Consider the following 21,482-nt stretch of genomic DNA (forward strand, 5'->3'; position numbering starts at 1 on the left):
AGAGTTACCGCTTAGTGTTGTAGCAAATTTATCACATTTGAAAATTAAGAAGCAGGAATTATCTGCTCTAAAAGGCCTGAGCTACAGAAGAGTTGACTGTCTTGGGTGATAATCAAGGCTTCAATCCCTGTTTGCTGTTCAATCTGTGACAGAATTGATGTCGGACTTTCACCAAATAGGCGAGTTGTCCAGATTTCGCCATCTACGGACTTGTCTGAAACAATGGTCAGACTAGCTAATTGATTTTCGATAGGATAGCCTGTTTTGCGATCCAGAATGTGATGGTAGTTCTGCCCCTCAACTGTAAGGGTTCGCTCGTAGATTCCTGATGTGACCACTGACTGATTGGTGACGGCTAGTATAGCTGAGTGATTGCCGCGTAACAGCTTGGGATTTTGGATGCCAATCCGCCAGGCGCGCTGGCTGACTGCATTTTGCCCAATCGTCAGAACATTGCCACCAAGATTGATAAGAGCAGAAGTCACTCCCTGACTCAGCAAAAAGTCCTTAATCTTATCAGCGATATAGCCTTTAGCCAAGGCGCCTAGATCCAGCTTCATGCCTTTCTTTGTTAAAAAAACACTACAATCTTCTGGATTCAACTCAAGTAAGTTTGGGTCAGTCAGAATTAGAGCTTGCTGAATCTCCTCCGTACTTGGGAGACGAGCATCTGAAAATCCTATCCGCCAGGTCTGGACGAGAGGGCCAATCGTGATATTTAAGTGGCTGCCTTCTGCTAGGCTGTGATATTTTCCCAGCTCAATCAGCTCAAAAAGCTCTGGATGAACTGAGACGCTTTTAACTCCTGCCAAATGGTTGATAGTCATAAGTTCAGAGTCTTCATCATTGGCACTGAAGCGATTTTTATAGACATGAAGCAGTTGGACCGCCTCATCTAATAGTATTTCCGCTCGCTCATGATAGAGAGAGAGACAAATTGTACTCCCCATCAAATGAAGCGAGCGAGAAGTGAAGTCCACATTATCACAACCTTTCTAAAATTAACCTCTCTGACCTTATTATATCAAAAAGATACCGGTTTCACAATCTTAAAATTGTTATATTTTCAGAAAATTAACTTTCGCACAAAGCTGTATTTTCGAAGCGATGAGACAGCGGTAGTACAGCTTTTTAGGCAGGATAAGAATTTTTGAAAATATCGAGCAAATTTCTTGTAAACGCTCACAGGAGATGATATACTGGTCTAGTAAATTATAAATTAAGGTAGGACTATTCTTATGAGTAAAATCGTTGTAGTTGGTGCAAACCACGCAGGTACAGCGTGTATTAATACAATGTTGGACAATTATGGTGCAGAAAACGAAGTAGTTATTTTTGACCAAAACTCAAACATTTCATTCTTGGCATGCGGAATGGCCCTTTGGATTGGACAGCAAATCAGCAAGCCAGATGGACTTTTTTATGCAGATAAAGAAACTTTTGAAGCAAAAGGCGCAAAAGTTTATATGAATTCACCAGTTGAGTCAATTGATTATGATGCGAAAAAAGTTACAGCTATTGTTGATGGCAAAGAGCATGTAGAGTCTTATGACAAATTAATTTTAGCAACAGGTTCTCAGCCAATTCTGCCTCCGATTAAAGGTGCTGAGCTGGATCCTAACAGCCGCGAATTTAAGTCAACCTTGGAAAATCTGCAGTTCGTAAAATTGTATCAAAATGCTGCAGATGTTATCGAGAAATTGCAAGACAAGAGCAAACATATCGAACGTGTGGCAGTAGTAGGTGCTGGTTACATTGGGGTTGAGTTGGCAGAAGCCTTCAAACGCCTTGGTAAAGAAGTGATTCTGATTGACGTTGTGGATACTTGCTTGGCTGGTTATTATGACCACGACTTGTCTGATATGATGCGTCAAAACCTTGAAGATAATGGTGTTCAATTAGCCTTCGGTCAAACTGTTCAGGCTATTGAGGGTGAAAGCAAGGTAGAACGCATTGTAACAGATAAGGCTAGCTATGATGTAGATATGGTTGTCTTAGCAGTTGGCTTCCGTCCAAACACTGGTCTTGGTACCGGCAAGCTGGAAACATTCCGCAATGGTGCTTTCTTGGTAGATAAGAATCAAGAAACTAGCATCAAAGATGTTTATGCAATTGGTGATTGTGCGACTGTTTACGATAACTCTATCAATGATATAAATTACATTGCTTTGGCTTCTAACGCCCTGCGCTCTGGTATCGTAGCAGCTCATAATGCTTGCGGTCATGAATTGGAGTCTAACGGTGTTCAAGGTTCTAACGGTATTGAAATCTTTGGTCTGAAGATGGTTTCAACTGGTCTGACTGAAGAAAAGGCTAAACGCTTTGGTTACAGCCCAGCTGTAGTTGAGTTTAAAGATACTCAAAAGCCAACTTTCCTTGAAAAGGTTGAGCATCATGATGTTACAATTAAGATTGTTTATGATAAGGACACGCGTGTAGTTCTTGGAGCTCAGATGGTTTCTAGAGAAGATATGTCTATGGGGATTCACATGTTCTCATTGGCCATTCAAGAAAAGGTTACAATTGATAAACTAGCCTTGTTGGATCTCTTCTTCCTGCCACACTTCAACAAACCATACAACTACATTACTCAAGCAGCTTTGCGCGCTAAATAAGAAAATAAGTAAGTCTGGGACAATTCCTGGACTTTTTTTGTAGAGTCTTTTAAAAACTGAAACAAGAAATTTATATTTCATCTGTTTATCAGGCCTGCTTTGTGCTAGAATATTGGTAAAGTAACTATTTAGAGGAGATTGGGAATGACAAAAGAAGCTAGCTCACGTGAGGACGACATCAAGAGAGAATTTAATTTCGCAACTCATTCAATTATTTCCCAGGTTTTGCGAGGTGTTTTAGTTGGGATTTTTGCTGGACTGGTAGTGGGCATTTTTCGCTTTCTGATAGAAAAAATCTTTCATTTAGTGCAGGATGTCTACCATAGGAGTCAGCAGTCTTTGCTTTGGTTACTGGCCTTAGTGTTAATTTATGCTTTCATCGTCTTGCTCAATGCCCGCTTGGTAAAGTCGGAGAAGAATATCAAGGGGTCAGGTATTCCGCAGGTTGAAGCAGAACTGAAAGGCCTGATGTCGCTTTCTTGGTGGAGTGTTCTCTGGAAGAAGTTTGTTTTAGGGATTTTAGCCATTGCCAGCGGTCTGATGTTGGGGCGAGAAGGACCAAGTATTCAGCTAGGTGCTATGAGTGGCAAAGGCGTTTCTAAAATTCTGAATCTTAGTGCTGCTGAGGAGAGAGCGCTCATTGCAAGCGGTGCAGCAGCAGGCTTAGCAGCAGCTTTTAATGCACCAATCGCGGGTCTGCTATTCGTAGTAGAAGAAGTTTACCGTCATTTCTCACGCTTTTTTTGGGTTTCTACGCTGGCGGCCAGTCTGGTTGCCAACTTTGTCTCTCTTTCTATGTTTGGCCTAACACCAGTACTGGACATGCCGGATAATATCCCAATCATGAGACTGGAGCAGTATTGGATTTACCTAGTCATGGGCTTGCTGCTGGGCTTGTCAGGCTATGTTTATGAAAAAGTCATTTTGAACATTCAGCTAGTTTATCAGTTTTTAGGACGAATATTTAGGATTTCAGAAGCTTATTATCCTATTTTAGCCTTTGCTTTGATTCTTCCAATTGGCTATTTCTTACCTCACTTGCTGGGCGGGGGCAATCAGTTGATTTTATCTTTGACCGCTAGTCATTATACTGTGGGAACCTTGCTCTTATTTTTTATTCTGCGTTTTGTTTGGAGCATGTTGAGTTACGGAAGCGGGCTGCCAGGTGGTATTTTTCTGCCTATCCTTGCTCTGGGTTCACTTCTGGGCGGAGCAATGGGGGCAGTCTGTCTGCAGCTGGGTTTGATTTCTCAGGAGCAATTTCCGATTTTCATTATTCTGGGTATGAGTGGCTACTTCGGCGCCATTTCCAAGGCTCCACTGACAGCCATGATTCTGGTCACAGAGATGGTCGGTGACATCCGTAATCTCATGCCGTTGGGACTGGTCACTCTGACTGCTTACATTATCATGGATCTGCTAAAAGGAGCACCAGTCTATGAAGCCATGCTGGAAAAAATGTTGCCAGACAGTATCGAGGATCAAGGAGATACTACTTTAATTGAAATCCCTGTTTCTGAAAAGATTGCTGGTCGGCAGGTGCATGAGCTAAACTTGCCTGATGGGGTCTTGATTACCATGAATGTCCACAAGGGAAAGACTCAAACGGTCAATGGCAGCACGCGCCTCTATCTGGGAGATACGATTTACTTGGTGCTGAAAAAGACGGAAATCGGGAAAGTTAAAGAAGCGCTGCTTTAGCGGTTTGAATATACAGTTTTTGATTAAATTGTCAGACAATTTCTTGAAATATGAGAAAAAAACTGGTATAATTTACAGGAAATAATCTCTATCTAGGAGAGAAAACAAAGGAGTCACCATGAAAAAACTTGGCATCGTCCTATTTTCAACGGCAATTTTACTGACTGGCTGTGCAGCCAACAACTCTTCAAACAAGACTGGCTCAAGCAGTCAAGCATCCAGCAGCCAAACAGCTGTCAATCAGAAAGAATTGGACAAGGCGACAGCGGATTACAAATCTTTTGTCCAAGGACAAATCGATCAGCTCCTGACAGATACGGAGAAATTTCGTGATACCCTTAAAGAAGGCAAGCTTGATGAGGCTAAAAAGCAATATCCGCTTATTCGTATGGCCTACGAGCGCTCGGAACCGATTGCTGAGAGCTTTGGTGAATCAGATGTTAAAATTGACTTCCGCTTAGTCGACTATGTGGATGAAAACAAGACCGAAGAAGGCTGGTCTGGTTTCCACCGCATCGAAAAAATCATGTGGGAGCAAAATACGACCAAGGGAACGGAAAGCTATGCTGATCAGCTGGTCAACGATATCAAGGAGCTAAAAGCTAAAATCGCAACAGTTGAAGTGACTCCGGATATGATGTTGACGGGTGCTGTTGACTTGCTCAATGAAGTAGCGACCAGCAAGATTACAGGCGAGGAAGAGGTATTCTCCCATACAGATCTCTATGATTTCCGAGCAAATATTGAAGGAGCAGAAAAGATTTTTGAGCTCTTTAAGCCATTGATTAAGGACAAGGACGAGAAACTTGTTAAGACTTTGGAACTTGAGTTTAAAAACGTCAATAGTCTCCTAGACAAGCACATGACCGACTCTGAAAACTACAAGCTCTATACAGAATTGACAAAAGAAGACACCAAGGAGCTGGCAGAAGCTGTAACAAAACTGGGTGAGCCTCTTTCACAAATGGGAGTCATTCTAGACGGGAAGTAATCATATGACAAACGACGAAAAATGGTTTAATAAAAAGATGGATCGTCGTGAATTTCTTAAAAAAGCAGGGATTGGAGGCGCTGGTCTTGCACTGGGTGTCTCTGGTGCATCTGCTTTTTTCGCTAATCAGGCGAAGGAAGATAAGAAATTCGCTGACGGTGAGGAAGAAATCAGCTTCTATGGAGAGCATCAGGCGGGTATCACTACTCCGATGCAGAAGAATATCTACTTTGTTGTGTTGGATTTGCATACGACAGATAGGGAGACCATTATTCAGCTCTTCAAGGACTGGACAGCCTACAGTGAGAAGCTGGTCAATGGAGAATTGGTCAAAAAAGATAATTCAAATGCCCTTTTGCCGCCAACGGACACTGGAGAAACTGTCGGTCTCAACCCTTATCGATTGACCTTGACCTTTGGTGTCTCAGCCTCTTTTTTGAAAAAAATGGGCCTGTCAGACAAACGACCGAAGGCTTTTCGAGATTTACCTCCTTTTCCAAAAGAGCAGCTCAAAGAAAAATATACGGGTGGTGATATTGTCATCCAGGCCTGCTCAGATGACGAACAGGTAGCATTTCATGCGGTCCGCAATCTGATCCGCAAGGGCAGAAATGCCATCACCATGAAGTGGAGTCAGTCAGGCTTTGCTGCTATCGGAGACCGGATGTCAACGCCTCGTAATCTCTTTGGATTTAAGGATGGCACGGCCAATGTGACCAAGGAAAAAGATTTTGACAAGGTCATTTGGTGCGACAGCAAGGACTGGATGCAGGGCGGCTCTTACATGGCTGTCCGCCGAATCCAGATGTTCCTTGAGACCTGGGACCGGACCAATCTGCAGGAGCAGGAAAATACTTTTGGCCGCTATAAGGAAAGCGGAGCGCCTTTTGGCAAGAAAGACGAGTTTGACGAGGTTGACTTAGACTTGCTGCCAGAGGATTCACATGTCCGTCTGGCCAAGGAGGTTGATAAGCCTATATATCGCCGGTCTTACTCGTACTCGGATGGGATTGATGAAACTACTGGTCAGTTCGACACAGGCTTGCTCTTCCTATCCTTCCAAAAGGATCCAGACAGCTTTGTCAAGGTTCAGACCAATCTAGGCGCTCAAGATAAGATGAATGAGTACGTCACACATGTCGGCAGTGGCTTGTTTGCTTGCTTTGGTGGAGTGAAAAAAGGAGAGTACCTTGGTCAAAAATTATTTGAATAAAAGCCTATTTGTCTTAGGACTCTTGCTGTTCTTTTTGGCTAAGCCAGTTTTAGCGGATGAGAGCTACAGCAGTTTATTTGTCAAAATCACTGATGCCAGCACTGCGGTCAAGCAGAAGGAGCAGGAAAAAGCCAAGCAGCTAGTCGGAGAAATCAAGACTGAGTTTGATAGAGTGGCTAATCACGACTCAGCAGCGGGACAAGAGGTAAGCAAGGCACTAGACTTATCGGGTCAGGTGACTGAGGAGAAGCTGACAAAGATTTCTTCAGCCCTCTTGAAATTTGAAAAAGAGCAGAATCCAGTCGACTTAGAGGCCGAGAAAAAGAAGCTTCTCAGTAAGCTAGAGCCAAAATTTGAAAATCTACAAAAGGCCATTAGTGCTAAGGATTTAGAAGCGACACGAGAAGCATACAAGAAGATGAATAGCACCTGGACCACCAATGAAAGCGTGGTGCGAGACAATAGCACAGCCCATTACGGCAAGGTAGAAACAGCTATTTCATTCCTGCGCAGTGCCATTGAGACGGAGCCTACTGACTTTGATATGATTCAGTCTTCTTTTGATGATTTGAAAACCGCCATTGATAATTTTGTCAAAGGCGAGAAAGTCCAAGAAACTGCTGGCAATCTGACGCTGAAAGATGGAATTAAGCTCCTAGAGGAAGCCTTGAGTCTCTTCCAAAGCGGAGATGATAAAAAGGCCGCCGCCAAGATGAAAGAGTTCATCACCATTTGGCCAACGATTGAAGGAGATGTTAGTGTCAATAACCCTTCACTTTATACCAAGGTAGAGAGTCAGACGCCTGTTATTATGGTCAAGGGGAGCGAAGAGAAGTATCAAAAGCAGCTAGAATTCTTGATTAGTGAGCTGTCACAGATTGACACGACAGCTTCCTATCATTTCTTTGATGCTATGCTGATTTTGCTGCGTGAGGGTGTAGAAGCGCTCTTGATTGTCATGGCTTTGATAACGACTCTAAAGGCCTCAAAGATGAAAAAAGGACTCAAATGGGTCTATGCCGGCGCAGCGAGCGGGGTTCTAGCCAGTGCTGTGATTGCAGCTTTGCTGCAGTTTCTATTCCCAGCAGTTGCTTCAGGATCCAATCGTGAGATTATCGAGGGTGCAGTGGGAATTTTCGCTGTCGCCATGATGATATTGGTTGGTATCTGGCTGCACAGCAAGGCATCTATTGAGAAATGGAATGACTTCATGGAAAGCCAAATGAAGGCTGTAACAGCCACAGGCAGTTTTCTTTCCATGTTTGCTCTTAGCTTTCTGGCAGTTTTCCGTGAAGGGGCTGAGACCATCCTCTTTTATGCGGGAATTCTGCCGCGTATCACTATGACTGATTTCCTTTTGGGAATCGGCTTGGCAGTTCTGGTCTTGGTCTTTCTGGCCTTTATCATGAGCAAGGCGTCTGGTCTTCTCAAGCCACACAGCATTTTCTTCTGGCTGACTTGGCTAATCTATGCTCTGGCCTTTAAAATGCTGGGCGTCAGCATCCATGCCCTTCAGCTGACCAATATCCTACCGACTCACTTAATCAATGGTTTTGTGACAGTAGACTGGATGGGGATTTATCCAAGCCTGGAAGTGGTCGTCAGTCAGGTGCTCTTTATCCTGCTGGTGGTCTATGTAAGCTTTAAAAATCTGAAAAGCGAGCGGCAGCATGGATAAAAAAGAGCAGACAATTATTGAGCATTTGATTGAGTTCAGACGGCGTTTTTTAGCGGTATTGGCTTGCTTCTTCATGGTTTTTCTGGTCAGCTTGCTTTTTTCGGCTGATATTTATCGATGGCTGACTAGTAATTTTGAGCAGAAGCTGCTGGTGCTGGGGCCGGATGATATCCTTTGGATTTATATCAGTCTGGCTAGTCTGGTCGCTTTTTCCCTGACCTTGCCTTTTTTGGTTTATCAGGTCTGGGAGTTTGTCCGACCAGCTTTGCGAGCCAATGAAGCACGAGCCGTTTTCGCTTATATCCCGGCTACCTTTATCTGTTTTGTTTTGGGGCTGGCTTTCGGCTTTTACTTTGTGACTCCGGCTATTTTACAGGTTTTGCTGTCGCTGGGTGAGGGTCTCTTTGGGACTCGGCTGACAGCACAGAATTATATTAGTTTCGTCTTTCATACCACTATTCCGATCGCTTGCCTTTTTGAGCTGCCAGTTCTTGTGTCCTTTCTGACTTCTATCGGTTTGCTCAATCCGAAATTTTTGGTAAAATATAGACGATACGCTTACTTCGTTTTGCTGGTTTTAGCTGTTGTCCTGACACCGGCCGACTTTATCAGCGATTTGTCTATGACAATACCTTTGATTTTGCTCTATGAAGTCAGCATCTTGCTCAGTCGCATCATTTATCAAAGAAAATCAACGAGGAGAAATTAATGGGACTTTTAAAAGACATCGGAGTACCTGGGGTAATCATTATTGTTCTGGGAGCCCTGCTCATTTTCGGACCAAAACGCCTGCCCGAACTAGGGCAATCTATCGGTAAAATGTTTTCAGAATTCAAAAAAGCAGTCAATCATGCTGGAGAAGAAGACAAGACCGAGAATAAAAATAAAAAAGAGTAAACGAAAAGCACGGATATCTGTGCTTTTTCTGCTAGAATCAAGATGGATTTTGAAAAGGAGGATAAATGAAAACATTAGAAGAACGGATTCTCAGAGATGGACAAGTGTTAGGTGAAAATATCTTGAAAGTTGACTCTTTTCTGACCCATCAGGTTGATTTTTCTCTGATGAAAGAGATTGGCCAGGTCTTTGCGGAGGCGGTAAAGGAGGCAGGAATTACAAAGGTAGTGACTATTGAGGCTTCTGGTATTGCTCCGGCTGTCTACGTGGCTGAAGCGCTGAATGTCCCAATGATTTTCGCTAAGAAGGCCAAAAACATCACCATGACAGAAGGGATTTTGACGGCTGAAGTTTATTCTTTTACCAAGCAAGTGACTTCGACCGTTTCGATTGCTGGGAAGTTTCTCAACTCCGATGATAAGGTGCTGATTATTGACGATTTTTTAGCTAATGGCCAGGCAGCCAAGGGCTTAATTACAATTATTGAGCAAGCAGGAGCGCAAGTGGAAGCTGTCGGAATTGTCATCGAAAAATCGTTTCAGGATGGCCGTCAACTTTTGGAAACTGCTGGTTATCGTGTCCTTTCTTTGGCGCGAATCGCAGGATTTGAGAAGGGGCAGGTTGTCTTTACTGAGGCAGATATATGATTTCCTTTTCCTTTTGACTATCTGTCTGGCTTATAGTATAGTAAAGATAGTTGATATTCTAAAAATCTAAGCTCATTGATTTTACTTGGGTAGAAAAAGTTTTTGAGGGATTTCTATGCACCAAACTCATAATTTACAGCAGCGGATGCGGCTCTTTATTTCTATTTTTTTGCCGATTTTAATCTACCAACTGGCCAATTTTTCAGCTTCATTTGTCGATACGACCATGACTGGCCAGTATGATACTCTGCATCTGGCTGGTGTTTCCATGGCAACTAGTCTTTGGATTCCATTTTTCGATTTGCTGATAGGGATTGTGACGGCCTTGGTCCCCATAATTGGGCATCATTTAGGACAGGGAAAAAAAGAAAAGATTGCTGCTGATTTTTATCAATTTATTTATCTTTCTTTGGGGTTATCGCTAATTTTATTTGCCTTGGTATTTGTGGGCGCTCCTCTGGTTTTGTCTCACCTTGGTCTAGAGCCTTTGGTAGAAGAAGTGGCTAAGAACTATCTTTGGTATCTGGCGCTTGGTATTATTCCTCTTTTGCTCTTTAGCACTATCCGTTCTCTGTTTGATGCTTTAGGGTTGACCAAGCTTTCCATGTATCTCATGCTCTTACTTTTGCCTTTGAATAGCTCTTTCAATTATGCCCTAATATACGGGGCGTTTGGATTTCCAGAAATGGGCGGAGCTGGAGCTGGACTTGGGACTTCTTTGGCTTATTGGGTTTTGCTCCTCATATCCTTGTTGGTAGCAGTTAAACATCCCAAAATCCGATCCTATGAGCTATGGAAGATTCGACCGCTAGATAAAAAGGGCTTAATCGAAGGCATTCGACTTGGACTGCCTATCGGCGGAACGTTTTTTGCTGAAGTCGTGATTTTCTCGGTTGTTGGACTGGTCATGGCTAAGTTTTCGTCACTAATCATTGCCAGCCATCAGGCGGCCATGAATTTTTCAAACTTAATGTATGCCTTTCCTATGAGTATTTCAACCTCAATGTCCATCATTGTTTCTTATGAAATTGGAGCCAATCGTCATGATGATGTTAAGAAATTCTGTAAACTTGGGCGGCTGACGGCCTTGGGAATTGCTGGATTTACCTTTCTCTTTCTCTATATCTTACGTGACCGTGTGGCTGCTCTCTATGGTTCGGATACCGAGTTTATCCGTATGACATCTGTTTTTCTGACCTACAGCCTCTTTTTCCAGTTAGCAGATACTTTTGCGGCTCCTTTGCAGGGCATTCTTCGGGGATACAAGGATACTCAGGTGCCATTTTACTTAGGTTTGATTGCTTATTGGGGAATTTCGCTGCCTCTGGGGTTCTTCTTAGATCACTTTACTAGTTTAGGTCCTTATGGGTATTGGATTGGCCTCATTGCCAGCTTGGTGATGAGCGGCATACTCTTTCAGTGGCGGCTTAATCGTTTGACTAAAAATATCATAACTTAAAGAGCGCTGGCTTGTCCTTTTAGGATAAGTCAGTGTTATTTTTTTCACAAAGTTTTATTAAAATTAGATTAAAACGGTAAAACGCTTACATATTTTCTAGTATATTGATTGTGAAAATGATATAATAGACATAAGATTATCGAGTTAAGTTTTTGTTTAAATAGGTTAAATTTTAAAATATTGTTTGCAGTTGTCTTTGGTTTTCAGTAGAAAAGCGAGGGAACTATATGACTGAACACTATACCCATCTTTTGCAAGAAGTACTAAATGCTGCAAAGGAATTAGCTATTCAAAAACACAATTATCAAGTGGACATTCCGCATGTTTGGACAGTGCTGACCCAGCCTCAAGCTTTTGCCTTGGAATTCTATACCGGTTTGGACCTTGATATTAATGAATTTATCAGAGTCATCAATCAGGAACTAGATAAAATTCCTGTGTTTTCGCATACGGATAAGAACCGATTTGGACGTCAGTATAGCCAGCGTCTCAAGAATCTTTTGGATGATGCGGAGGCTGAGAGGGCGGAACTGAGGGACGAGGTAGTAACAGTAGAACACCTGATTCTCTGTCTATTTCATCAGCAGCGAAATCCGATAACTGTCTTTTTGAAGCAGGCAGGGATTGATAAGGAGCTAGTTGCGAAAAAGTTGAATAAGGTTCGCCAAGGCAAACGAGCTGTCTCTTCCAGTCAGGAGAGTCGCTATCAAGCCCTGAGCAAATATGCAACTAACTTTAATCAGTGGTTGGCAGACCAGTCCGGTAGGAAGGTGATAGGCTGCAAAGAGGAAATCAATGATATTATCCGTGTCCTTTCCAGAAAAGACAAGAGCAATGCCATTCTCATAGGTTTTCCAGGTGTTGGGAAAACTAAAGTAATGGAGGGATTTGTTGGCAGACTGATTGCTGATGATGTTCCGGAACATTTACTGGGCAAGGAAGTTTTTAAGTTAAATCTAGGCGGACTGATTGCCGGAACTAAATACAGAGGAGAGTTTGAAGAGCGCTTCAAGGCTGTTTTGGATGAGGTGCTGGCTGCTAAGGGGAAGATTATTCTTTATATTGAGGATATCCACCAAATCGTGACAGCAGGTCGGACAGAGGGTTCTCTTGATGCAGGCAATCTTTTAAAGCCGCTCTTGGCTCAGGGACAGATTAATATCATCGGAACCACAACTTTTGCTGCTTATCGAGAAAGCTTCGAGCTAGATCAAGCTTTGGAGGGGCGCTTCCAGCGCATTCGCATTGAGGAGCCTGATCAAGATAAGGCATTGACAATTCTGCAAGGACTGCGAGAGAATTATCAGGACTTTCACGGAGTTAGGCTGACGGACGAAGCTCTGCAGGCAGCAATCAGTCTTTCAATTCGTTATCTGTCAGATCGTTATTTGCCTGATAAGGCACTGGACTTGATTGATGAGGCTTGTGCTGTCAAGAAAATCCAGCTAGCTCAAGCGGAAACAGAACGACCAGACGTCAGTCGTGAAGATATAGCTAGTATCGTAGAACGTATAACGGGAATCAAAGTGCAGGGAATCATGGACAACGAGCGCGAACACCTGCTAAATCTAGACAAGCTCCTGCGCCAGAGAATTGTAGGACAAGACCAAGCTGTTCAAAAGGTTTCGGAGGCCATTTTACGCTCGAGAGCTGGAATTCAAAATCCAAAGCGTCCTATTGGTTCATTCATCTTTCTAGGGCCTACTGGAGTCGGGAAGACTGCTCTGGCAAAAGCCCTTGCTGAGCGGCTGTTTGGCAATGAGTTGGAAATGGTCCGACTGGATATGTCTGAATACATGGAAAAACATGCCGTGGCTCGTTTAGTTGGTCCGCCACCAGGCTACGTAGGATTTGAAGAGGGAGGACAGCTGACAGAAGCTGTTCGTAGAAGGCTTTATTCGATTGTCTTGCTGGATGAGATTGAGAAAGCCCATCCGGATGTATTTAACACCCTGCTGCAAGTATTGGACGAAGGACGCTTGACAGACTCTAAAGGGCGTACTATCGACTTTAAAAATACTATTTTGATTATGACAAGCAATATTGGCTCCCAGCAGATTTTGGAAAGTCTCAAAAGTAAACAGGGACTGACTGCTGAAACGCAGGAAGAAGTTCTGTCCCTGCTACAACATAGCTTTAGACCAGAGTTTTTAAATCGAATTGACGAGACGGTTATTTTCAACCCTCTGAGGGCGGAAGATATGATCAATATCGTAAAAATTGTGGTTCGGCAACTTCAGGAAAGGTTGGAACATCAGAAGATTCAGCTTCATCTGAGCGAAGAAGTTTACGCTTTCTTAGCCCAGAAAGGCTACCAGCCGGAGTTTGGTGCCCGTCCTATTCAAAGAAGCATTATGCGTTATCTAGAAACGCCTTTGGCTCGTTATTTGGTCGAAAATAAGGAAACAGCTGAAATGACAGTTCAAGTCAGTTTGAAGGATAGGCATCTGGATTTTAATTATTTGGTATAAGCTTCTTCCAAAAGGTAAGCGCTTGCTATGTGTAGACAAAGAAAATGAAGAAAGGGGGTTCATGGTTTCTGAGCAGACTCTATCCTGAGATTTTGAAATGAGTCTTAGGTATACGAAAAATAATGAGATACTTTTTGTATCTATAGCCGACAACAATCATTTTGATTGTTTGAGCACCCTTTGCATTTTATGAAAGGAGGCCTGTTTTGTCTGTTTATGATGTTTTGATTATCGGTGCTGGACCGGGCGGTTATGTGGCTGCTGAAGAAGCAGCTCGTTTGGGTAAGAAGGTGGCCGTGGTAGAAAAGAAGTCTATCGGCGGAACCTGCCTGAATGTGGGATGTATACCGTCTAAGGCCTATCTCCAGCACGGTCATTGGTTGCTGACAATGGAGGAGGCTAGGCGTTATGGCATTGAGAGCAAGCTTGAAAGGATTGATTTTGAGAAATTGGTAGACCGAAAGAATCAGGTTATTGCCAGTTTGCAATCTGGAATTCATGCTAGCTTTAAGTCTTTAGGTATTGAATATATCCAAGGGCAGGCCAAGTTTGTCAAAGACCGAACTTTTTCCGTCAATGGTAAAGAAATCAGTGGCAAAGATGTGATTTTGGCTACTGGCAGTTATCCTTTTGTGCCTCCTATCAAGGGATTGGAACAGGTTGACTATCTAACGACAGATACGTTTTTTGACTTGAGGGAGCTTCCTGAGAAGTTAGTCATTATCGGAGGTGGCGTTATCGCAATTGAGCTAGCTTTCGCTATGGCTCCTCTGGGTGTCGCTGTCACTGTTATTGAGGTTGCGCCGGAAATTCTTTTGACCGAAGAAGCTGAAGCGCGACATGTGATTCAAAAGAAACTAAAGAAAATGGGGGTGATGATTTATCAGGGAGCGCAGATAAAGGAAGTAACTTCTAATTCTGTCTTACTTGAGAACGAGCAGGTTGCTTTCGACCATCTTTTGGTCGCTACTGGCCGCAAACCAAATCTAGAGCTAGCAAAGGATATGGGATTAGCCTTGACAGATCGGAATTTTGTCAAGGTAGATCAATACTACGAAACATCCAAAGAGCATGTTTATGCTATCGGTGATCTCTTGGAATCTTATATGCTGGCTCACGTAGCTAGTGCAGAAGGAATAAAGGCTGTAAGAGCTATCTGCCGGAGAGCTGAAGAAGCAGTTGATCCGCTGGGTGTTCCCCGTTCACTCTACACCAATCCTGAAGTAGCTTCTTTTGGTCTCAGCAAGGAAGAGGCTGAGCAGGCCGGCTATGATGTTCTGGTCGAGAAGCTGCCTTTCTCTTATAATGGGCGGGCTATCGCAATAGGTGAGACGGAGGGCTATGTCAAGCTAATCTCAGAAAAGCAATACCATCTTCTGCTAGGTGCAGTCATCGTCGGTCCGAACGGTACAGATCTTCTGCAGAATTTGATTTTGCTGAGGCAGGCCGAAGCAACGCTGGATCAAGTTCTTGAAACAGTTTTTGCTCATCCGACTACATCAGAACTAATACAAGAAGTCGCTAAAAGACTCGTTCAGGACGATTAATGAGGAGGTAAAAATATGTCAAATTATAAAGATTTACCACAACGATTGACCAAAACAAGAAGCCAAGGGGCTGTATCAGAGCTAGTCGATTTAAAAGTCCATGATGCTACCGAAGTTGAGGTGGAGCAGATTTCCAAAGAAAAAGCCAAAACCATGTATAAAACCATGTGGGATATCCGAAATTTTGAGGAAAATACACGGCGTTTCTTTGCTGCAGGACAGATTCCTGGCTTTGTTCACCTTTATGCTGGAGAGGAAGCGATCGCTACGGGTGTCTGTGCCATTCTGACAGACCAGGACTATATTACCAGTACTCACCGAGGACACGGTCACTGTGTTGCTAAGGGCGGTGATTTAAAGGGAATGATGGCAGAAATTTTTGGCAAGGAGACTGGACTTGGAAAAGGAAAAGGCGGATCTATGCACATCGCCGATTTGGATAAGGGGATTCTCGGTGCCAATGGTATGGTTGGTGGAGGCTTTGGTCTAGCAACTGGTGCTGCTATGCGTAACAAGTACTTGAAAACAGACAGTGTAGCTGTCTGCTTCTTCGGTGATGGTGCAGCCAATGAAGGAAATTTCCACGAATGTCTCAACATGGCAGCAATTTGGAAACTGCCGGTTATCTTTGTCAATGAAAACAACTTCTTTGCAGAATCGACACCGCAATGGTATTCTTCAGCGTCTGGCACCATTGCTGAGAGAGCGGCTGCTTATAATATGCCCGGCGTTCGGGTTAATGGTAAGGATTTATTCGCTGTCTACCAAGTAGCCAAGGAAGCTGTAGAGCGGGCTCGTAGAGGTGAAGGACCTACCTTAATTGAAGCTGTAACATATCGCGATCATGGTCACTTTGAAGGGGATGAGCAGAAGTATAAGGCTTTGGAAGGTGAAGAAAAAGACTGGGCTGATGTGGATGCTCTGGACGTCTTCCGTGACTACGCTATCGAGCATGGCCTCTTGACTGAAGATGAACTTGATGCCATCTTAGAAGAGTCTCGAAAGGATGTGGAAGAAGCTATCAAATTTGCTCAAGACAGTCCTATTCCTCGTCCCGACTCTCTGCTGGAAGATGTATTTGCTGATTGATAGAAGGAGGTTGATCAAATGGCTAGACAACTGTTATTTATGAAAGCAATCAATGAAGCGCTGGATCAGGCAATGGCAAAAGATGACACCGTAATCCTTCTGGGAGAAGATATTGCTGGCGGTGTAACAATCAAGCACTTGGAAGAAGAAAACGAAGATGCTTGGGGCGGTGTAATGGGTGTGACCAAGGGACTCATGCCAAAATATGGCCGAGAGCGGGTGATTGATACTCCGATTTCAGAGCACGGATACGTGTCAGCTTCTGTTGGAATGGCTCTGACTGGCTTGCGTCCAGTACCGGAGCTGATGTTCAATGACTTTATCGGTTTCTGCTTTGACGCCATTCTGGGGCAAGGCTCAAAAATGCGCTATATGTTTGGTGGCAAGGCCAAGGTTCCGATGACAATGCGGACCATGCATGGGGCAGGAGCTTCGGCTGCAGCTCAACACTCGGGTTCATATTACGGTATCTTTGGATCTATTCCTGGTATAAAGGTAGTTGTTCCAGCAACTCCGTATGATGCTAAAGGGTTACTGCTGGCTTCCATTGAAGACGACAATATCGTGATTTATTCAGAAGATAAGACTCTCTATGGTATCAAGGGAGAGGTACCAGAAGAATATTATACAGTTCCAATTGGGAAGGCTGCTGTCCGCCGTGAGGGAACTGATCTTACTATCGTCACTATCGGTAAGATGCTCTATGTAGCTTATGAAGTAGCGGATCGCTTGGAAAAAGATGGTGTTTCAGTTGAAGTGATTGACTTGAGAACAGTAGCTCCTTGGGATGAGGAGACTGTCTTTGAATCAGTCAAGAAAACTGGACGGCTGATTATCGTTGATGAATCAAACCCTCACAATAACACAGCGACGGATATCGCAGCAGCAGTGACAGACAAATGCTTTGACTATCTGGACGGTCCAGTGAAATGCGTCTGTGCGCCAAATGTGCCGGTACCATTTGCGGTGAATTTGGAACAGCTCTATATCCCTAATGCTGATAAGGTTCTGACTGTTGCTGCAGAATTGATTGACGATCTGAAGAGATAGAAGGGAGGCAAGTATGGCTACAGAAATTGTAATGCCTAAGCTAGGCTTAACAATGACCGAAGGTCTGATAAATAACTGGCTGGTCAAGGAAGGCGACACCGTAGCTGCTGGTCAGCCTGTCTTGGAAATCAGTTCTGAAAAATTGACCAGCGATGTAGAGGCGCCAAGTGCAGGAGTGATTTTAAAAATTATCAGTCAGGCTGGCGATACTGTCCCGTGCAAGAAAGTAATTGCATGGATTGGTGAAGCAGGAGAATCTATTCCAGGTATGGAGACGGAAGAAGTCTCTGCGAATAAATCAGAAAGTGATAAGGGAGCAGTTGATTCAGAGCCAGAGCTAGCTGAAAAAACTGTGGCAGCAAGTTCCAACACTGTTGGAAAAAGTGAACAGGGACGTATTTTTATCACCCCGCTGGCCCGCAAGATTGCTAAGGAAAAAGGATATGATATTTCCATGATTTCAGGAACGGGAGGTAAGGGCCGCATTACCCGACGGGATGTGGAAAACTATAAACCAGAGGCGCTTCCAAACCAAACACCTGAAAATAGCTCTGCGATCCTTCAGCCGGCTAGTCAGGTTGACTATGGCGCAGGATTGACAGGCATGCGTAAGTCTATTGCGGAGCGGATGATGACCAGTCTCCAGACATCGGCTCAGGTGACCTTGCACCGTAAGGTTGATATCAGCAAGCTGATAGCCTTTAGACAGGATATGAAGGATAAGGTAGCTTCTCCATTAGAAAATGGTGAAATCAGCATCACGACCCTGCTGACAAAGGCTGTTGCCAAGGCGTTGAAAGATCACCCTCAACTCAACGCTTGGTATTTCAATGGTCAGTATCAGGAAGTAGAAGATATTCACATCGGTATTGCGACGGCACTTAGTGATGGTCTGGTGGTGCCAGTCATTCGTCACGTGGATAAGCTAACGCTGGCTGACTTGGGCCTAGCTATCAAAACAGAGGCCAATCAAGCTCGTAAAGGCACTTTAGATCCAGCTCTTTACTCAGGTTCAACCTTCAGCATTACCAATCTCGGGGCAGCAGGGATTGAGTATTTCACTCCTATCCTAAATACTCCAGAAGTGGCGATTTTAGGAGTTGGTGCCCTGCAAACGGCGCTGGCTCTTGACAGCCAAGGACAGGTCTACGAGCAGAAATTCCTGCCACTCAGCTTGACTTTTGACCATCAAGTCGTAGATGGTCAGCCCGCAGCAGAGTTTCTAGCTAGTCTAGCGGACAAGTTGGAATCTCCTTACGACTTGGTTTTCTGATAAAAGAATGAATAAAGAATTTCATTCCTGAATGATAAAGAAAGAGGCCAGCTGTTTATATCACTCATTAACAGTTGGCTTTTATATATTCTATCATTCTCTTGCTTCAATTTATAATGTTTAGATAAGGAAATGACAGGATGATAGGGAGTAAATTCTAAGGCTCTAAGTAGGTGAATCAAGCTGCAGTATAAGATAAATTGAATGACGATAATGGGAGAAAAATATCAGTGAGGTAGAATATGAAGGTTGCCAAAACACTAGTCTTAGAATATCTAGAGCAAGAATTACTAAAGAATAATAAGCAAGGCCTTGAAACAAAAGTGATTGCTGCTGCTTTAGGAATGCAACGCTCAAATGTGAGTACCATTTTGAATCAATTGGTAAAAGAAGGGATGCTTGTTAAAGGAAATACAAGGCCAGTTCAATACAAGTTAAAAGAGATATTTGTAGAAAATCCTTTGGATTTTCCAAGCATTATAGGTGAAAATGGCAGTTTGCGAACAGCCATCCAGTTAGCACAGGCAGCTATTTTATACCCAAATTATGCCCTTCCAGTACTCATTTTATCCGAGGTCGGTGCTGGTAGAACTCACTTCGTTAATAAAATGATGGAGTTTGCCATTCAAAATCAAGCGATTAGTAAACCTCAGTTGTTTGAAAAAATTAACTGCTTAGACTATATTGATGTTCTGGATGATTTGCTGAAGTTGTTATTTGGCTCAGAGGGGACTAAGTCTGTATTTGAGAAAGTGGCAGAAGGAATTTTATTTATAGATAACATACAGGTTCTATCTTCGGCGGATCAAAATAGATTGATTTCCTGGCTGAATCACAGAGAAGGAGAACAAAAGAGACGTCAGAAGAAAGGTTTGGTGATTATCGGAAGTAGCGCTAAGCTATCTGAACATTTATCCAATAAACTTCCTGTTGTAATCCAGCTGCCTTCTTATCCGAATCGACCGATTAGTGAAAAGCTAGAGTTACTAAATTACTTTTTAGCTATCGAATCAAAGAATTCTGCGCATGATATTCAAGTGCCGCGTGATGTCATTCATTCCTTCATCCTATCAGCGAATATTAGCAATATAAAAGAATTAGAATATGCAGTTCGAACTGCTTGTGCCAATGCTTTTGTAAGAAGTCTGAGGTCGGAGCTAAAAGATTTAACACTTAGTAATGACGATTTGCCCATTCCTTATCAAGGAATTCGGCATTTAGGTGGTCATAATGTAGTTAAAATCGATGAATTGATTGGCAAACGTAAGGTGCTGATTTATGATAAGGAGTTGGGATTGCTGGATTTTCCAGAGCAAGAGTCGGATGATTTATATAACAAAATTAAATCAGAATATTCTCAGTTATCAGAAAGAGGCATTGAGCAGGATGATGTTTTTGAGGCAGTGAGAAACTATATTCAAAGCTATATTGAATACAAACCTTTTGTTAAGAAAGAAGATGAGTTGGAAAATCTTAATCAGCTTGAGACGATTGTTTCTGCTGAAGTAATCCAGTTGGTACAAGCCTTTGTTCTATCTGTTCAAAAAGAACTTAATATAGAGCTTAATTCGACGGCATATTACGGCATCAGCCTTCATGTCAATGCGATGCTTAAGCAGAAAGGGTCTTTAAATCGGCAGTTGGATAATGATGCTATTGTGAAAGTGATTCGGGATTATCCAATAGAGTATGCACAATGTTCTAAATTTGCCAGGCAACTAGAAACAAGATTTCAACTGGCTGTTCCAATAGATGAAATCGTCATCCTAACCATGTTTATTATTGAATCCGAAAAGAAACAAGATAGTCTACGACCTATCTTGCTCTACGTTCTGCATGGTAAAGGGGTTGCCAAGTCCTTGGCTGAGTCAACCAAGATGCTGACAAAAAATAGCCAAGTGTATGGCTTTGATATTCTATTAGAAGAATCTCTAGAGGAAAGCTATCGTAAATTAAAAGACCAAATTGAGGAGCTAGACCAAGGTTTAGGAGTCATCGTCCTCTATGATATGGGATCGATTAAGGAAATGCTGGATAAAATTCGAGAAGAAACTCTGATTAAAATCAGAGAATTTGAAATTCCCATTACTATGATTGGCATGGGGATTGCACGGCGCTGTTTGATAGAAGATGATATTGACAGTGTCTTTCACGCTTTTCATATGGAAATGAATCAGCTTTATAAAAATCGGGACCAAGAAAAAATCATCATCACGCTCTGTTATACCAGCGAAGGTGGTTCTCTTCAGCTCAAGCACTATCTTGATCAGTATTCAAAGCTGGGTTACCGTGTCATTGCTTTGTCAGTTGCTAATAAGGAGATGTTGATTGAGGAAGTGATGGCCTTAAGAAAGACCTATCAAGTTCATGCTTTTGTTGGAACTTTCGACCCTCAAATTATGGGTATCCCTTTCATTTCCATTAAAGATGTTTTTGAGCAGCCCAAGGAGCACTTAGATAAATTATTGATGTTTGTACCGACCTCTGTCAATAGCTACGATTATGAGAAAGTTTACCAATTTTTAGAAGAGCAATTTGTCTATACTTCCTTAGCTAAGATTAAAAAGATTCTTCCTGCTATTTTAGATGAATTTGATTTTTATTATCAGCTTACAGAGGAGCAAACAATAGGTTTGTTTGTTCATATTGCGTGTCTAGTGGAGCGGACCCTTTCAGGAGAATGCCTGAAGAAGAGCAGTAAAGAAATTACTGGTGTTATCGAAAAATTCCCTGACGACTATAAGCATGTTAGGAAAATCATCCGAACAGTGGAGCGAAGCTTTAAGATTCTTGTAGATGACGCAGAGGTCAGTGTTTTAATTCAGATGCTGCGCAAATTATAAAATTGTAA

The 21,482-nt window shown here is 42.9% G+C and carries 16 protein-coding genes; 15 read left to right on the plus strand and 1 reads right to left on the minus strand.

The features are described from left to right. Positions 1-44 precede the first annotated feature (44 nt). Positions 45-980: an FAD:protein FMN transferase gene (locus QZ169_RS03915; RefSeq protein ID WP_295505011.1), complete on the minus strand. Its 936-nt coding sequence runs from the start codon at positions 978-980 to the stop codon at positions 45-47. A gap of 258 nt (positions 981-1,238) precedes the next feature. Between QZ169_RS03915 and nox the strand changes: the two genes are divergently transcribed. From nox to QZ169_RS03990, 15 genes are all read left to right on the plus strand, one after another. Further along, positions 1,239-2,615, plus strand: coding sequence for a H2O-forming NADH oxidase (nox, locus tag QZ169_RS03920; RefSeq protein WP_295505012.1), 1,377 nt, complete (start codon positions 1,239-1,241; stop codon positions 2,613-2,615). Positions 2,616-2,759: 144 nt separating this feature from the next. After that, positions 2,760-4,316: a ClC family H(+)/Cl(-) exchange transporter gene (locus tag QZ169_RS03925; RefSeq protein ID WP_295505013.1), complete on the plus strand. Its 1,557-nt coding sequence runs from the start codon at positions 2,760-2,762 to the stop codon at positions 4,314-4,316. A gap of 118 nt (positions 4,317-4,434) precedes the next feature. Next, a complete protein-coding gene (gene efeO / locus QZ169_RS03930; RefSeq protein WP_295505014.1) occupies positions 4,435-5,307 on the plus strand; it encodes an iron uptake system protein EfeO in 873 nt (290 codons plus the stop codon). A gap of 4 nt (positions 5,308-5,311) precedes the next feature. Continuing rightward, a complete protein-coding gene (gene efeB / locus QZ169_RS03935; protein WP_295505015.1) occupies positions 5,312-6,520 on the plus strand; it encodes an iron uptake transporter deferrochelatase/peroxidase subunit in 1,209 nt (402 codons plus the stop codon). After that, positions 6,498-8,198, plus strand: coding sequence for an FTR1 family protein (locus tag QZ169_RS03940; RefSeq protein WP_295505016.1), 1,701 nt, complete (start codon positions 6,498-6,500; stop codon positions 8,196-8,198). Before efeB ends, QZ169_RS03940 begins: the two co-directional genes overlap by 23 nt. Further along, the gene (gene tatC / locus QZ169_RS03945) at positions 8,191-8,907 is read left to right on the plus strand and encodes a twin-arginine translocase subunit TatC (RefSeq protein ID WP_295505017.1); all 717 of its coding nucleotides are present in this window, start codon (positions 8,191-8,193) and stop codon (positions 8,905-8,907) included. The genes QZ169_RS03940 and tatC overlap by 8 nt, the downstream gene beginning before the upstream one ends. Next, positions 8,907-9,095, plus strand: coding sequence for a twin-arginine translocase TatA/TatE family subunit (locus tag QZ169_RS03950; protein WP_223310567.1), 189 nt, complete (start codon positions 8,907-8,909; stop codon positions 9,093-9,095). Before tatC ends, QZ169_RS03950 begins: the two co-directional genes overlap by 1 nt. A gap of 65 nt (positions 9,096-9,160) precedes the next feature. Further along, positions 9,161-9,742, plus strand: coding sequence for a xanthine phosphoribosyltransferase (locus QZ169_RS03955; RefSeq protein WP_295505018.1), 582 nt, complete (start codon positions 9,161-9,163; stop codon positions 9,740-9,742). Between the two features lie 115 nt (positions 9,743-9,857). Continuing rightward, the gene (locus tag QZ169_RS03960; RefSeq protein WP_295505019.1) at positions 9,858-11,201 is read left to right on the plus strand and encodes an MATE family efflux transporter; all 1,344 of its coding nucleotides are present in this window, start codon (positions 9,858-9,860) and stop codon (positions 11,199-11,201) included. Positions 11,202-11,428: 227 nt separating this feature from the next. Next, positions 11,429-13,672, plus strand: a complete 2,244-nt coding sequence (locus QZ169_RS03965; protein ID WP_295505020.1) for an ATP-dependent Clp protease ATP-binding subunit — start codon at positions 11,429-11,431, stop codon at positions 13,670-13,672. Between the two features lie 206 nt (positions 13,673-13,878). Continuing rightward, positions 13,879-15,219 carry a dihydrolipoyl dehydrogenase gene (gene lpdA, locus QZ169_RS03970; protein WP_295505021.1) on the plus strand — a complete coding sequence of 447 codons (1,341 nt, stop codon included), beginning with the start codon at positions 13,879-13,881 and terminating at the stop codon, positions 15,217-15,219. A 15-nt stretch (positions 15,220-15,234) separates the two neighbouring features. Then, positions 15,235-16,308, plus strand: coding sequence for a thiamine pyrophosphate-dependent dehydrogenase E1 component subunit alpha (locus QZ169_RS03975; RefSeq protein ID WP_295505022.1), 1,074 nt, complete (start codon positions 15,235-15,237; stop codon positions 16,306-16,308). An 18-nt stretch (positions 16,309-16,326) separates the two neighbouring features. After that, positions 16,327-17,358, plus strand: coding sequence for an alpha-ketoacid dehydrogenase subunit beta (locus tag QZ169_RS03980; protein WP_295505023.1), 1,032 nt, complete (start codon positions 16,327-16,329; stop codon positions 17,356-17,358). 13 nt (positions 17,359-17,371) lie between these two features. Next, positions 17,372-18,631, plus strand: coding sequence for a dihydrolipoamide acetyltransferase family protein (locus QZ169_RS03985; RefSeq protein WP_295505024.1), 1,260 nt, complete (start codon positions 17,372-17,374; stop codon positions 18,629-18,631). Between the two features lie 242 nt (positions 18,632-18,873). Next, positions 18,874-21,474 (plus strand): PRD domain-containing protein, encoded by a 2,601-nt coding sequence (locus QZ169_RS03990; RefSeq protein ID WP_295505025.1) that lies wholly within the window; start codon positions 18,874-18,876, stop codon positions 21,472-21,474. Positions 21,475-21,482 lie beyond the last annotated feature (8 nt).

It is taken from the genome of uncultured Streptococcus sp. (genome assembly GCF_905372115.1).
Lineage (GTDB): Bacteria > Bacillota > Bacilli > Lactobacillales > Streptococcaceae > Streptococcus.

Coding starts and splice junctions, on each gene's coding strand:
- nox (WP_295505012.1), top strand. CDS start 1,239: ATGAGTAAAATCGTTGTAGTTGGTGCAAACCACGCAGGTACAGCGTGT.
- QZ169_RS03925 (WP_295505013.1), top strand. CDS start 2,760: ATGACAAAAGAAGCTAGCTCACGTGAGGACGACATCAAGAGAGAATTT.
- efeO (WP_295505014.1), top strand. CDS start 4,435: ATGAAAAAACTTGGCATCGTCCTATTTTCAACGGCAATTTTACTGACT.
- efeB (WP_295505015.1), top strand. CDS start 5,312: ATGACAAACGACGAAAAATGGTTTAATAAAAAGATGGATCGTCGTGAA.
- tatC (WP_295505017.1), top strand. CDS start 8,191: ATGGATAAAAAAGAGCAGACAATTATTGAGCATTTGATTGAGTTCAGA.
- QZ169_RS03950 (WP_223310567.1), top strand. CDS start 8,907: ATGGGACTTTTAAAAGACATCGGAGTACCTGGGGTAATCATTATTGTT.
- QZ169_RS03955 (WP_295505018.1), top strand. CDS start 9,161: ATGAAAACATTAGAAGAACGGATTCTCAGAGATGGACAAGTGTTAGGT.
- QZ169_RS03960 (WP_295505019.1), top strand. CDS start 9,858: ATGCACCAAACTCATAATTTACAGCAGCGGATGCGGCTCTTTATTTCT.
- QZ169_RS03965 (WP_295505020.1), top strand. CDS start 11,429: ATGACTGAACACTATACCCATCTTTTGCAAGAAGTACTAAATGCTGCA.
- QZ169_RS03975 (WP_295505022.1), top strand. CDS start 15,235: ATGTCAAATTATAAAGATTTACCACAACGATTGACCAAAACAAGAAGC.
- QZ169_RS03980 (WP_295505023.1), top strand. CDS start 16,327: ATGGCTAGACAACTGTTATTTATGAAAGCAATCAATGAAGCGCTGGAT.
- QZ169_RS03985 (WP_295505024.1), top strand. CDS start 17,372: ATGGCTACAGAAATTGTAATGCCTAAGCTAGGCTTAACAATGACCGAA.
- QZ169_RS03990 (WP_295505025.1), top strand. CDS start 18,874: ATGAAGGTTGCCAAAACACTAGTCTTAGAATATCTAGAGCAAGAATTA.